We start from the raw sequence: 12,947 nt of genomic DNA on the forward strand, positions 1-12,947 counted from the left end.
CTCAACAGCGAACTTGCTATCCGCGGCAGTTGGCTGCGGTTGGCGCTGTCGTAATGACCGGTGGCGTATTTGCTGCAATCGACTGGGTATAGCGTACGAAGCAAGTCAGAGCAGTAGCAGTGCCGGCAATTCCGCGCGGCACAATCGCGAATTCCGTCGCGCTGGCGCCAGGGTTCGTGGTTGTAGCGGCAACTACCGCGCCAGTGCCGCCGATGATTGTGTAGTCAGTGTTATCGGCAGCAAAGCCGGCTGCGGTCAGGAACGCCTGGTTAGCCTGAGGGTATCCGTTGACCATGGCGACGTCTTGGCCCTCAAAGGACGGTGCAACGGCAGGATTGAGCAACCAGGCGCCATGCGCGGTAGCAGCAGTGGACGCGATCGCGCCACGAACGGCACTCAGCGACGCGGCCCGGGCATCGCCGCTCAGGTTGGTGAAACGTGGCAATGCCACCGCAGCCAGAATACCGAGGATCACGATCACCACGATCAGTTCAATCAGGGTAAAACCCGACTGGGCGCCACGGGCGCGGGTGACAGACATCGCTTGCTTGTTCATTGAACTTCTCCAAATCGGACATTGAATGAGGAAAGGCGACGCGCTCTCGCGTCAGGCTTTCACTTGCTCGATGTCGATACCGACCACCGGGCCGGCGCCAGTTCCCACAGCGCCAGAGGTGTTGAGCAAGTGCAATAATTTTACCTTGAATTTCAAGCGCATAGTCTTTGGACCGGAAAAAGTTTCTGAATTATTTAACAAATACACGACGCTTTTGTCGCTGCGGTCGAAACACCAGTTACCGGCGCCAATCTGCTCTTCCGAGGGCGAATAGTATTCCCCTGCATAATTGACAGGCTTGCTTTTTAACCAATCGAATGGATTTTCTTCGGCCAACATCGTTAAATCTAAACTACCGCCCGGCAACTTAGCTTGCTCTACTCGAATTTGCACCGTGGATCTCAAGTTGGCAACAGTTGTTTGCAAAGAAACACGCTCGGCCTGCACCTGGTAATACGCCATGCGGTCGAGCAGCACCGCCGCCAGCACGCCCACGACGACGACCACTACCGCGAATTCCAGCAGCGTGTAACCGCGTTGTTTTGGCGTCACAAATATTGTCATCGGGTTCATGGTGGCGCGCCTAGTGCGGCAGCGCCGCCTTGCCCAGGTCCCAGATCGGCAGGAAAATACCAAGCGCGAGGATCAGCACCATGATGCCGAGGAACACGATCATGATCGGCTCGATCTGCGCCGACAGGGTCTTGAGCTCGTAATCGACTTCGCGCTCGTACATTTGCGCCACCTCGTCCATCAGGTCATCGATGGCGCCGCTCTCCTCGCCCACCGCGATCATTTGCAGCACCACCGGCGTAAATACGGCGGCAGCAGCAGCCGTGCGCAGGATGCTGTCGCCGCGCTCCACGCCGTCGCGCATCTGCTCCACGCGCGCCGACAGGTAGGTGTTCTCGACTGTCTGCGACACCACGGTCAGCGCCTGGACGATGGGCACGCCGCTGCGCGAGGACAGCGCGAAGCTACGGGCAAAGCGCGCCAGCGTGGCCTTGAGGATGATCTTGCCGGCGACCGGGATGGTCAGCTTGAACTTGTCCCAGCGATAGCGCCCGCCGGGAGTGCGCACCCAGCTGCGGAAACCGAAGATGCTGACCGCCGCAAGCGCCGCCAGCAGCGTCCAGTAGCGCACGGTGAAGTTGGAGAAGCCGATCAGGATGCGCGTCATCAACGGCAACTCGGCGTGCATGCTGGCAAACACGCCCGCGAAAGCGGGAATGACGAACATATTGACCACCACCATGGCAGCGATCATCGCAAGCACCACGAAACTCGGATAGCGCAGCGCGGTTTTCACGCGGTCGCGCATGTCGCGGTCGAATTCCAGGTGGTCGAACAGGCGCAGGAACACTTCTTCCAGGCGGCCGGTCATCTCGCCCACCCGCACCATCGACAGGTAAAACGGCGTAAACACATCCGGGTGGCGGCGCATGGCGGCCGACAGCTCGCGGCCGGAATCGAGCGACTCGCGCAAATCCTTGATCACTTTGCCGAACGATTTGCTGACCGCCGACTCCTGCAAACCGGCCAGGCCGCGCATGATCGGTACGCCGGACTTGAGCAGCGTATAAAGCTGGCGGCTGAACAGTTGCACGTCCATCGACGTCACCTTCTTTTCCAGCAGCTTGGCCCACCAGCCCTCGCCGCCGTCGGTCACGCGCTTCTGGGTGACGGTGATCTCGATCGGCGTCAGGCCGGTGTTGAACAGCTGGTCGGCCACGGCGCCACTGTCGGCCGCTTCCAGCACACCTTGCATCAGTTCGCCGCGCGCGTTGCGGGCCTTGTAGGCGAAATACGGCACGTCATTCCTCGATCTGGTTGCTGATGCGCATCGCTTCTGCGATGGTGGTGCGGCCCTGCACCACCAGTTGCACGGCGTGGCGGCGTAGGGTTTCGCCAGCCATTTGCTGCTTCGCCACTTTCAGGAAGTGCGACGGATTCGGATCGTTGGCGGCATCGACCACGGCGCGCGTCATTTCCAGCAATTCATAGACGCCGGTACGGCCGCGATATCCCATGCCGTTGCAGTGCGAACAGCCCTTGCCGTGGAAGTAGCGCGCCATGTCCACCTTGTCATTCAGTTCCAGGCTCAGCCATTCGCGCTCGGACGGCGTCGGTTCGTACGGGGTGGTGCAGCTTTCGCAAATGGTGCGCACCAGGCGCTGGGCCAGCACCGCCTGCAGCGAGCTGCCCACCATGTAGCGCGGCACGCCCATGTCCATCAGGCGCAGCGGCGTGCTGACGGCGTCGTTGGTGTGCAAGGTGGACAGCACCAGGTGGCCGGTCATGGCGGCGCGCAGGCCGATTTGCGCGGTTTCCTGGTCGCGCATCTCGCCCACCAGCACAATGTCGGGATCCTGCCGCAGCGCCGAGCGCAGCACGCGGGCAAAGTCGAGCTCGATCTTTTCGTTGACCTGCACCTGGTTGATGCCGGAAAGCCGGTATTCGACCGGGTCTTCCACCGTGATCAGCTTTTTCTCGACCGAGTTCAGTTCGGCCAGCGCGCAATACAGGGTGGTGGTCTTGCCGCTACCGGTGGGTCCGGTCACCAGCACCAGGCCGTTGGGGCGCTGGACGATGGCGCGGAATTTTTCCACCAGCGCGCGCGGCATGCCGATGGCATCGAGCCGCAACTGGGTGCCGCCCTGGTTCAGCAAACGCATCACCACCGATTCGCCGTACTGGGTGGGCATGGTCGAAATACGCACGTCGATGCGCTGGTTGCGCACGCGCACGGCAAAGCGGCCGTCCTGCGGCAGGCGCTTTTCCGAAATATCGAGCTCCGACATCAGCTTCAGGCGCAACGCCAGCGACGGCGCGATCTTGATATCGGTTTCGGTTTGCAGGTGCAGCACGCCGTCGATACGGAAGCGGATTTGCAGCCGCCCCTCTTGCGGCTCGATGTGGATGTCGGAGGCGCGCACCTGGGCGGCATCGTCGAACACCGACTGCAGCAGCTTGACGATCGGTGCTTCTTCCAGGTTGGGGTTGGCGGCCAGCGCGCCGAAGTCCACCGAGACATCGCCCAGATCCTGTTCGAGCTCGCGCGCCAGGTCGGAGATGTCCTCGGTGCGGCGGTAGATGCGGTCGATTACGCCCAGCACCTCGGTCTCGTTGACCACTGCCAGCTCGATCGGTTGCTTGACGATGCGGGCGATCTCGTCGTAGGCGAACAGGTCGGTCGGATCGGAGATGCCGACCAGCAGCGTTCCCTGGCGGTCTTCGAGCACCAGCGCGCGGAAGCGGCGCGCCTGGGTCTCGGGCAAGCGGCGCACGATCTCGGGATTGACGTTGAAGAATTTCAGGTTCAGGTAAGGAATGCTGAGCTGGCGCGCCAGCGCATTGGAGATCTGTTCCTCGGTCACGTAGCCGTTCTCGATGAACACCCGGCCCAGCTTGCGGCCACTGCGCTTTTGCTCGGTCAGCGCCAGGCCCAGTTGCTCTTCCGACAGCAACTTTTGCTGCACCAGGATTTCCCCCAGTCTGACTTTTTCGGGCCTTGCCATACCTGCTCCTTGTTAGATTCGGGCGGGCATCAAAAAATACCCTAAGACAACTTGCCAGACATTCTAGACGAGAATGTGACATTTGCGATGAAGAAAGACGAAACGATGTCGCATTCCGCGCACGGATACGCTACAGTGTTACCTTGTTTCCCACCGGCTATTCTCCTCCCGCATCGATGACTGAAACCGCCCTGTGCTTCCAGCAAGTTGTCAAACGCTATGGCCAGGCCGGCGTGCTGCAAGGAGTCGATCTGGCGGTGCACGCGGGCGAATGTTTCGGCCTGGTGGGCGTGAATGGCGCCGGCAAGACCAGCCTGATCAAGTGCCTGCTCGATTTCTGCGCGCTCGACGGTGGCGAGATCGCCATTTTCGGCCAGCCGCACGACCGTCCGGCCAGCCGCGCGCCGCTGGGCTTCCTGCCCGAGCGCCTGACGCCACCTTACTACCTGACCGGCGCCGACTTCATCAAGTACCTGCTGACCTTGCAGGGGTTGAAGGTCGATGCAACGGCAGTGGCCGCCATGCTGGCCGCACTCGACCTCGACCCGGCCGCGCTGAAGAAAACCGTGCGCCATTATTCGAAAGGCATGACCCAGAAGCTGGGCCTGGCCGCCTGCCTGCTGTCCAATAAACGCCTGTACGTGCTGGACGAGCCGATGAGCGGACTCGATCCGAAAGCGCGCGCGCTGTTGAAACAGCAATTGCGCGCGTTACAGCAGCGCGGCAGCACGGTGTTTTTCACGTCGCACGCGCTGGCCGACGTCGATGAACTGTGCGACCGCATGGCCATCCTGCACGATGGCGCGATCCGGTTTACCGGCACCCCGGCCGAGTGCCGCGCGCACTACCACGCCGCCACCCTGGAGCAGGCCTTTCTGGCCAGCATCGCATGATGGCGACCACGGCAATGTATCAGGAACACTTCGGGCTGCGCGAAACGCCGTTCGGCATCACGCCCAACCCGGCGTTTTTTTACTCGGGCAATATGCGCGGCGACATCCTCGAGGCGCTGCTGTACGCGGTATGCCACGGCGAAGGCATCGTCAAGGTGACCGGCGAAGTCGGCACCGGCAAGACCATGCTGTGCCGCATGCTGGAAAGCCGCCTGCCCGACCATATCGAGGTGATCTACCTGGTCAACCCGAATGTGAGCGCGGTGGAAGTGCAATATGCGATTGCGGCCGAGCTGGGCCTGGCCACGCGCGGCTACCGGGTCGATGAAATCCAGCGCGCCGTGCAGACGCACCTGATCGGCCTGCATGGCCAGGGCCGCAACGTGGTGCTTCTGGTGGAAGAGGCGCAGGCCATGCCGCTGGATACGCTGGAAGCGATCCGCCTGCTGACCAACCTGGAGACGGCCAGCAGCAAGCTGCTGCAAATCGTGCTGTTCGGCCAGCCCGAGCTGAACCGCCACCTGGACTTGCCGTCGATGCGGCAACTGAAGGAACGCATCACCCATAGCTTCGAGGTGCCGGCCCTGGCGCAGTCGCTGGTGGCGGAGTTCCTGGCGTTCCGGCTGACAGCGGCCGGCCATGACGGCGCTCCCGTGTTCAGCAGCGATGCAGTGCGGCTGATCGGCGACGCCTCGGAAGGCATCGTCCGGCGCATCAATATTTTGGCGGACAAGGCGCTGCTGGCGGCGTTTGCCGACGATGCGGCGACGGTGGAAGCGCGCCATGCCCGGCTGGCGATTGCCGAGTCGCCGTTCCGGTCGTACCGGTCTGCGCGCCGGGCACGGTTTGCAGGCTTGCAACCACGCAGTGTTGTAATGGCGTGTTTGCTGTGCCTGCTATTTGTTGCAATCTGTTGGAGCGTCCTTGCGACGGCTTCTGAATTGTAAGATCATGGTCGTTAAAATTGCAAATTTACAATATCCTGCAGTGTCACCGGGCCGGAAAGACTCAATGAAAAAACTAGCCTGTTCGCTTGTACCGATGCTCTTGTTGGGATGCGCCACGCGCGCGTTGCCGCCCTCGTCCACCCATATTTCGGAAGCGCCGCGCGCCGCCGGGGCGATTCCCGAACCGGTGCGCCAAAGCGCCATGCTGCCGCCCCCGAAGCCGACGGCCAAGGTGGAAACCTATAGCGTGACCGTGCACAAGGTGCCGGTGCAGTCGCTGCTGTTCGCGCTGGCACGCGACGCCGGCCTCAACGTCGATGTTCATCCTGGCGTGGAAGGCAGCGTCACCCTGAACGCGCTCGACCAGACCCTGCCGCAGCTGCTGTCGCGCATACAGCGCCAGGTGGACATGCGCTACGAGATCAATGGCACCACCTTGACCGTATTGCCGGACACGCCAGAGTGGCGCAACTACAAGGTGGACTACGTCAACATCGCGCGCAGCACTAACAGCAGCGTGAATATCGCTACCCAGATTTCCACCACCGGCGGTGGCGGCAGCGCGTCCAACCCGGTGGGCGCGACTACCGGTACCGGCCAGGGTGGCGGCACGGGCGGCGGTTCGTTTGGCGGCAGCAGTTCGACGAACAATCCGAGCAATAACTCGACCACCGTGGTCAACAACCGCTCGGACAACAATTTCTGGTACAGCCTGGAAAAAAATATCCGCGACATGCTGCGCCCGACCACCATCAACGACAAGCTGGTCGATCCGCTGGCGGCGCCCGCGCCCAGCCAGGCCAACCAGCAGCAAGGCGCCCAGGGCAGCAATAGCCAGCAGAACCAGCAAAGTACGCCGTCGCCATTCGATGGCGGCGCCTTCGGCGGCAATCGCAACGCCACCACCAACTCGGTCGTGGTCAATGCCGAGGGCGGCCTGATCGCCGTGCGCGCCACCAATCGCCAGCACGAGAAAATCCGCGAGTTTCTCGAGATCGTGCTCGGCGCAGCCAAGCGGCAGGTGCTGATCGAAGCCACCGTGCTCGAAGTAAAACTGAGCAATAACTACCAGCAGGGCATCAACTGGTCCACGCTCTCGGGCGGCAACGTGCGGTTCACCCAGCAGTCGGTGGGCCAGACCGGTTTGCCGAGCGGCGTCAATCCCGGCACCAGTCCCGGCGCCTTCCTGCTCAGCTACTCGGCGACGGGCAAGCTGGGCAACCTGACAGCGGCGATCCAGTTACTCGAATCTTTCGGCAAGGTAAAAGTGCTGTCGAGCCCGAAAATCAGCGTGATGAACAACCAGACCGCGCTGCTCAAGGTGGTCGATAACAATGTGTTCTTCTCGATCAAGGTGACGCCGGCCGTGCTGGGCACCAACGGCAATCCGATTTCGCAGCCGGTGTACGAATCGAAGCTCGAAACCGTGCCGGTAGGTTTCGTCATGAGCGTGACGCCGCAAATTGCCGACAACGACGAAGTCACCATCAACGTCCGCCCCACCATTACCCGCATCGTCGGCTACGTCAACGATCCCAACCCGGCGCTGGCCGACGCCAAGGTGGTCAGCCGGGTGCCGGTGATCCAGGCGCGCGAACTGGAATCGCTGATGAAGGTGCCGAGCGGCCAGATCGCCGTGATGGGCGGCCTGATGCAGGACAGCGTGGACAATCTCAAGGATGGCATCCCGCTGCTCTCAAGCGTGCCCGTGATCGGCGACCTGTTCTCGTACCGCAATGAAACCAGCACCAAGACCGAGCTGGTGATCTTCATGCGGCCGATCGTGATCAAGGATGCCAGCGTCAACGGCGACTACAAGAATTACCGCGACCTGCTGCCGGGCGAGCCCGACACCGAACCGTACCCGGTACCGTCCACCTACCCTGTCCCTACCGCCAAGGCCAACGGATCATGAGCTTGTTAATGCAAGCGCTCAAGAAAGCCGAGCGCGCCAAACAGAATGCCGCCGGCGACACCGAGGTGGACCGGCCGTCGCGCGAGTTCGACGATATCCTGGCGTTGACGCCGGAACCTGCGCCCGCGCCTGATGGTGGCGGTGCTCGTGCCGGTGCTGGCCATGCTTCTGGTGCTGGTGCTGGCCATGCTGCTGGTGCTGGTGCTGGTGCTGGCTATGCTGGTGCTGGCGCCGGTTCCGGTGCCGGCGGTGCTGGGGCCACCCGTGTTGTTGCTGGCGGTGCCGGTACTGCGGCCGCCGCCCCAACAACCGCAACTGCCGCAATGACTGGGGCGGCACCGGCCAGGCGTGAGCTGAGCCTGGACTTCGAGCCATCGTTCAGCCTGGAGCCGTCCTCACCGACCCTGGCTGCCGCAGCCAGTTCCACCGCTCGCCCGATGCCGGACCCGGTGCCGCCAAACGCACCGCAACAGCAATCCGGACTGTCGTTCGACTTTGCGCCCGATCCGGCTGCACCGCGCGCGCGCGGGGCATCGGCAGCGGCCGGCGCAAGCGGCAACCACGCACCATTTTCAGCTGACACCACAGGCACGGGTTCAGGTGATACCCACGCTTCGTTCTCGTCTGGCACTGCCGGTGCTGATGTGAACGGCACTCGCGCGCCACTGTCCGCCGGCAACGCAGGCGGTGGCCCCGTTTCATTTGGCCCTGACGCTGCAGGATTAGATGGCGCAGGTCTATTGGCCGCAGACACCTCGTTCGGTTCAGTCGCCGGCCCTGCTTCCGGCTATGCGTCCGACTTTACCGCCCCGTCCAACTCTACCGCCGGCCCTGGTTCCGGTTACGCAGCCGACTTTGCTACCCCGTCCGGTAAAGGTCCTGGTTCCGCCTTCGGATCGTCAGCCGTGCCAGGCTCGGCAACTGCTGGCTCCGCGCGCAACGCGCCATCGGCCACCTTCGACCCGATCACCGGCGAGCCAGTCCACTCCGCTACATCGGCAACCGCCGCAGCCACTGCCGCCAGCGCAGCGGCACGAGCCAAGCCACGCGCTGCGCCGCGCACAGGCAGCGGAAACGGCAACGGCGGCAGCAACGGCAACGGCGACACCCCACGCATCCGCGCCCGCGCGGCAGCCGCCGGCAATGCCGAACCGCCGGGCATGGACCCCGAACGGCTGCGCCTGATCGGCCTGCTCTCGGTCCTGGCGCTGATCATCCTCGGCTTCGGCTATTACTACTGGCAAGCCGTGATGGCGCCGGGCGCCGGTTCGCGCCTGCCGCCGGTGGCAATGCCCCCACCGGGCGCCACCGGCGCCACCAACGCGGTACAAATCGTCGGCCCCGCCGGCGCCACCGATCCGGCAGCGCTTGGCGATGGCGTCGATGCGTCGGGCGGCGGCGATCCTTCGGTTGCCGGCATGCTGGCGCCCTCGCCCATGGGCGGCATGAGCCGCGCTGCGCGCGACGACCTCGAGCGCCGCCTCGAACGCACCGAGCAGGAACTGGCCGCCACCCAGCAGGCGATCCAGGCCCAAGCGAACATGCCGCGCCAAGAGAAGCTGCCACCCGTGGCCGCGCCCGACAACACCGACATCCGCGTGGCGCGCACCGTGCAACCGGCGCGGATTGCCCCGGCGCTGGAAAATGCCTACGAGCTGCTGCGCACCGGCGACCTGGCCACAGCCCAGCAGCAGTACGAGACTGCCCTGCGCCAGGACCCGAACAGCCGCGACGCCTTGTTGGGCATGGCCACCGTGGCCGCGCGCCAGAACCAGGGCGCGCAGGCATCGAGCTACTACCTGCGCCTGCTCGAACTCGATCCCAACGACGCCACGGCCGTGGCCGGACTGGTGGGATTGAGCGGCGGCGACGCCGGTCAGAACGAGCGGCGCCTGAAAGCCATCCTCGCCAGCAATCCCGATGCCGGCCCGGTGCTGTTCGCGCTCGGCAACCTGTACGCGCAACAAGGCCGCTGGCCCGAGGCGCAGCAAACCTATTTCCGCGCCTACACGGCAGCGCCCGACAATGCCGATTACGCCTACAACCTGGCCATCGGCCTCGACCGCCTGAACCAGGGCAAGCTGGCGCTGACCTATTACCAGCGCGCACTGGCGCTGGGGCAGGACAAACCGGCCGGTTTTGATCGCACCGCGCTGCGCCAGCGCATGCACGAGTTGAATGGAGCGCACTAGGAGTTCCATGGCAGAACAAGCAAAACTCCCGCTCGGCAAGCTGCTGATCCAGAAAGGCGTGATCAGCGAAGACCAGCTGCGCATCGCGCTGATCGAGCAAAAGCGCAGCAACGAGCCGCTCGGCAAACTCTTGATCACGCTCGGCTTCGTCACCGAAGCGACCGTGCGCATGGCGCTGTCGGAAAACCTGAACCAGCAGAGCGCCGATCTCACCAGCCTGGTGGTGGATGCCATCGCCCTGAAACTGATCCCGAAGGAAGTGGCCAAGCGCTACCGCGTGTTTCCGATCGTCTATGAGCGGCAAACGGACAACCTGATCCTGGCCATGTCCGACACCAGCAACATCGTCGCGCTCGACCAGATCAGCGCCATGCTGGTCAAGGGCATCACGATCACGCCGCTGCTGGTCAACGAATCGGACATTTCGCGCGCGATCGACCAGTACTACGGCTTCGAACTGTCGATCGACGGCATCCTGCACGAGATCGAAACCGGCGAAGTCAATTACGCCAGCATGGGCAGCGCGTCCGACGAATACAGCCAGCCGATGGTGCGCCTGATCGACGCGATCCTGGCCGATGCCGTGCAAAACAGCGCCTCGGACCTGCACTTCGAACCGGAGCAGTCGTTCCTGCGCATCCGCTACCGCATCGACGGCATCTTGCGCCAGATCCGCAGCCTGCACAAATCGTACTGGCCGGCCATGGCCGTGCGCTTGAAGGTGCTGTCGAACATGAACATCGCCGAGACGCGCGCGCCGCAGGACGGCCGCATCTCGATCAAGTTTTCGGGCCGGCAGATCGACTTCCGTGCGTCCGCGCAACCGACCACGCATGGCGAGAACTTCGTGCTGCGCGTGCTCGACCGCCAGAAAGGCATCGTGCCGCTCGACGGCCTCGGCCTCGGCGAAGCGGAGCTTAGTTTATTAAAGCTGATGATCGCCCGGCCCGATGGCGTGATCCTGGTGACCGGTCCCACCGGCTCCGGCAAGACCACCACGCTGTATTCGATCCTCAATCACATCAACACCGAGAGCGTCAATATCATGACGCTGGAAGACCCGGTCGAGTACCCGATGAACATGATCCGGCAGACGTCGGTCAACGAATCGGCCAAGATGGGCTTTGCCGAGGGCATCCGCTCGATGATGCGACAGGACCCGGACATCATTCTGGTGGGCGAAATCCGCGACCAGGAAACCGCGGAGATGGCGTTTGCCGCCGCCATGACCGGCCACCAGGTGTATTCCACGCTGCACACCAATTCGGCCATCGGCGCGATTCCGCGCCTGCTCGATATCGGCGTGCTGCCCGACATCATGTCCGGCAACATCATCGGCATCATCGCCCAGCGCCTGGTGCGCAAGCTGTGTCCGCATTGCCGCGAAGCGCACCTGGCCGACGATATCGAGCGCCAGCTGCTGGGGCTGGCGGAGGACGCGCCGCCGCAAACCCTGTACCGCGCGGTCGGTTGCGACCGCTGCGCGCACCAGGGCTACAAGGGGCGGATTGCCATCATCGAATTGTTGAAAATGACGCCGGCGCTCGATGAGCTGGTGGCGCGGCGCGTGTCGTCGCGCGAGCTGAAAACGGCGGCAGCGGCCGGCGGCTTCCACAGCCTGATCGACGACGGCGTGCGCCGCGTGCTGGAGGGCGTGACCACGCTGGAGGAAGTGGGCCGCGTGGTCGATCTCACCGAGCGCCTGGGGAGGCTGCGCTGATGCCCCAGTATTTTTACCGCGCCATGAATACCGCCGGCCAGATCCAGCCCGGCAATATGGATGCGTCCAACGAGCCGGACCTGGAACTGCGCCTGCACCGCATGGGGCTGGATCTGATCGACTGCCGCGTTTCGCGCGCGCGCGTGGTGGCACTCAAGCGCGTGATCACGCGGCGCGACCTGATCAACTTCTGCTTCCACATGGAGCAGCTGACCGGCGCCGGCGTACCGATCCTCGAAGGCTTGAACGACCTGCGCGAGAGCATCGACCACCCGCGCTTTCGCGAGATGATCACGGGCCTGATCGAAAATATCGAGGGCGGCCTGCAACTGTCGGCGGCCATGGCCGCTTACCCGGAAGTGTTCGACCACACGTTTACCAGCCTGGTGATGGCCGGCGAGCAAAGCGGCAAGCTGACCGAGGTGTTCAAGAATTTGTCGGAAAGCCTGAAGTGGCAGGACGAGCTGGCGTCGCAAACGAAAAAAATCGTGATGTACCCGGCGGCCGTGGGCCTGTTCGTCACCGGCGTGACATTTTTCCTGATGATATACCTGGTGCCGCAGCTGACCAGTTTTGTCAAAAACATGGGCAACACGCTGCCGCTGCACACCAAGGCGCTGATCTGGGTGTCCGGCATCTTCATCAATTACTGGTACATCATCGTGGCGTTGCCGATCGTGGCGTACGTGGGCCTGCGCGCCTGGCTCGGCCAGAGCGAACATGCGCGTTTTGTTGCCGACGGTTTTAAATTGCGCGTGTGGCTGATCGGCCCGGTACTGCACAAGATCATGCTGGCGCGCTTTGCCACGTTTTTTGCCATGATGTACGCCTCCGGCATATCGATACTCGAATGCCTGCGCCTGTCCGAAGGCATCGTCGGCAACCGCGTGGTGGCCGCCGGCCTGCGCCGCGCCGGGCAACTGATTTCCGAAGGCCAGGGCATCACGGCGGCGTTCCAGAACACCGGCATTTTTCCGCCGCTGGTGATCCGCATGCTCAAGGTGGGCGAAACCACGGGTGCGCTCGACGGCGCGCTGCGCAACGTCGCGTACTTCTACAACCGCGAAGTCAAGGAAATGATCGAGAAAGTACAATCGATGATAGAGCCGGCCATGACCGTGATCCTGGGCCTGATGGTGGGCTGGATCATGTTGTCCGTCATGGGCCCGATATACGACACGATCAGCAAGATCCAGACCTGAGGCT

General features: G+C 63.2%; 12 protein-coding genes. 7 read left to right on the top strand and 5 right to left on the bottom strand.

From position 1 onward, the window contains the following. Window positions 1–16: 16 nt before the first annotated feature. Genes ASF04_RS28610 through ASF04_RS25905 form a run of 4 tightly spaced genes read right to left on the bottom strand, consistent with a single transcriptional unit; the run spans window position 17 to window position 4,074 of the window. A complete protein-coding gene (locus ASF04_RS28610) occupies window positions 17–556 on the bottom strand; it encodes a type II secretion system protein (RefSeq protein ID WP_056148369.1) in 540 nt (179 codons plus the stop codon). A gap of 51 nt (window positions 557–607) precedes the next feature. Next, window positions 608–1,129 carry a prepilin-type N-terminal cleavage/methylation domain-containing protein gene (locus ASF04_RS25895; RefSeq protein WP_056148373.1) on the bottom strand — a complete coding sequence of 174 codons (522 nt, stop codon included), beginning with the start codon at window positions 1,127–1,129 and terminating at the stop codon, window positions 608–610. Between the two features lie 10 nt (window positions 1,130–1,139). Beyond that, window positions 1,140–2,369 carry a type II secretion system F family protein gene (locus ASF04_RS25900; RefSeq protein WP_056148376.1) on the bottom strand — a complete coding sequence of 410 codons (1,230 nt, stop codon included), beginning with the start codon at window positions 2,367–2,369 and terminating at the stop codon, window positions 1,140–1,142. 1 nt (window position 2,370) lies between these two features. After that, window positions 2,371–4,074, bottom strand: coding sequence for a GspE/PulE family protein (locus ASF04_RS25905; RefSeq protein ID WP_056148378.1), 1,704 nt, complete (start codon window positions 4,072–4,074; stop codon window positions 2,371–2,373). Window positions 4,075–4,250: 176 nt separating this feature from the next. On the opposite strand from ASF04_RS25905, the gene ASF04_RS25910 reads away from it, so the two are divergent. The 3 genes from ASF04_RS25910 (at window position 4,251) to ASF04_RS25920 (ending at window position 7,829) form a co-directional block, all read left to right on the top strand. Further along, window positions 4,251–4,967: an ABC transporter ATP-binding protein gene (locus tag ASF04_RS25910; protein WP_056148381.1), complete on the top strand. Its 717-nt coding sequence runs from the start codon at window positions 4,251–4,253 to the stop codon at window positions 4,965–4,967. Next, window positions 4,967–5,914: an ExeA family protein gene (locus tag ASF04_RS25915; RefSeq protein WP_229205208.1), complete on the top strand. Its 948-nt coding sequence runs from the start codon at window positions 4,967–4,969 to the stop codon at window positions 5,912–5,914. Before ASF04_RS25910 ends, ASF04_RS25915 begins: the two co-directional genes overlap by 1 nt. A gap of 64 nt (window positions 5,915–5,978) precedes the next feature. Continuing rightward, the gene (locus ASF04_RS25920; RefSeq protein WP_056148384.1) at window positions 5,979–7,829 is read left to right on the top strand and encodes a type II secretion system protein GspD; all 1,851 of its coding nucleotides are present in this window, start codon (window positions 5,979–5,981) and stop codon (window positions 7,827–7,829) included. 5 nt (window positions 7,830–7,834) lie between these two features. On the opposite strand, the gene ASF04_RS27705 is transcribed toward ASF04_RS25920, so the two are convergent. Beyond that, window positions 7,835–7,993: a hypothetical protein gene (locus tag ASF04_RS27705; RefSeq protein WP_156368776.1), complete on the bottom strand. Its 159-nt coding sequence runs from the start codon at window positions 7,991–7,993 to the stop codon at window positions 7,835–7,837. On the opposite strand from ASF04_RS27705, the gene ASF04_RS27710 reads away from it, so the two are divergent. From ASF04_RS27710 to ASF04_RS25940, 4 genes are read left to right on the top strand one after another with little or no spacing between them, the layout of a single operon-like run. After that, on the top strand, window positions 7,992–8,156 hold the full coding sequence (locus ASF04_RS27710; RefSeq protein ID WP_156368777.1) for a hypothetical protein: 165 nt from the start codon (window positions 7,992–7,994) through the stop codon (window positions 8,154–8,156). The two genes, ASF04_RS27705 and ASF04_RS27710, sit on opposite strands and share 2 nt — an antisense overlap. Continuing rightward, a complete protein-coding gene (locus ASF04_RS25930) occupies window positions 8,153–10,021 on the top strand; it encodes a lipopolysaccharide assembly protein LapB (RefSeq protein ID WP_229205209.1) in 1,869 nt (622 codons plus the stop codon). Before ASF04_RS27710 ends, ASF04_RS25930 begins: the two co-directional genes overlap by 4 nt. Window positions 10,022–10,028: 7 nt before the next feature. Then, window positions 10,029–11,741, top strand: coding sequence for a GspE/PulE family protein (locus ASF04_RS25935; RefSeq protein WP_056148392.1), 1,713 nt, complete (start codon window positions 10,029–10,031; stop codon window positions 11,739–11,741). Then, window positions 11,741–12,943 (top strand): type II secretion system F family protein, encoded by a 1,203-nt coding sequence (locus tag ASF04_RS25940; RefSeq protein ID WP_056148395.1) that lies wholly within the window; start codon window positions 11,741–11,743, stop codon window positions 12,941–12,943. The genes ASF04_RS25935 and ASF04_RS25940 overlap by 1 nt, the downstream gene beginning before the upstream one ends. Window positions 12,944–12,947: the final 4 nt, after the last annotated feature.

This window comes from Duganella sp. Leaf61, from assembly GCF_001421905.1.
GTDB classification, from domain to species: Bacteria; Pseudomonadota; Gammaproteobacteria; order Burkholderiales; family Burkholderiaceae_D; genus Rugamonas; species Rugamonas zoogloeoides.

What these genes read in the sequence shown, in the direction of transcription:
- ASF04_RS27710 (WP_156368777.1), top strand. Translation starts at nt 7,992, where the DNA reads ATGCTTCTGGTGCTGGTGCTGGCCATGCTGCTGGTGCTGGTGCTGGTG.
- ASF04_RS25915 (WP_229205208.1), top strand. Translation starts at nt 4,967, where the DNA reads ATGGCGACCACGGCAATGTATCAGGAACACTTCGGGCTGCGCGAAACG.
- ASF04_RS25910 (WP_056148381.1), top strand. Translation starts at nt 4,251, where the DNA reads ATGACTGAAACCGCCCTGTGCTTCCAGCAAGTTGTCAAACGCTATGGC.
- ASF04_RS25905 (WP_056148378.1), bottom strand. Translation starts at nt 4,074, where the DNA reads ATGGCAAGGCCCGAAAAAGTCAGACTGGGGGAAATCCTGGTGCAGCAA.
- ASF04_RS25940 (WP_056148395.1), top strand. Translation starts at nt 11,741, where the DNA reads ATGCCCCAGTATTTTTACCGCGCCATGAATACCGCCGGCCAGATCCAG.
- ASF04_RS27705 (WP_156368776.1), bottom strand. Translation starts at nt 7,993, where the DNA reads ATGGCCAGCACCGGCACGAGCACCGCCACCATCAGGCGCGGGCGCAGG.
- ASF04_RS25895 (WP_056148373.1), bottom strand. Translation starts at nt 1,129, where the DNA reads ATGAACCCGATGACAATATTTGTGACGCCAAAACAACGCGGTTACACG.
- ASF04_RS25930 (WP_229205209.1), top strand. Translation starts at nt 8,153, where the DNA reads ATGACTGGGGCGGCACCGGCCAGGCGTGAGCTGAGCCTGGACTTCGAG.
- ASF04_RS25935 (WP_056148392.1), top strand. Translation starts at nt 10,029, where the DNA reads ATGGCAGAACAAGCAAAACTCCCGCTCGGCAAGCTGCTGATCCAGAAA.
- ASF04_RS25920 (WP_056148384.1), top strand. Translation starts at nt 5,979, where the DNA reads ATGAAAAAACTAGCCTGTTCGCTTGTACCGATGCTCTTGTTGGGATGC.
- ASF04_RS28610 (WP_056148369.1), bottom strand. Translation starts at nt 556, where the DNA reads ATGAACAAGCAAGCGATGTCTGTCACCCGCGCCCGTGGCGCCCAGTCG.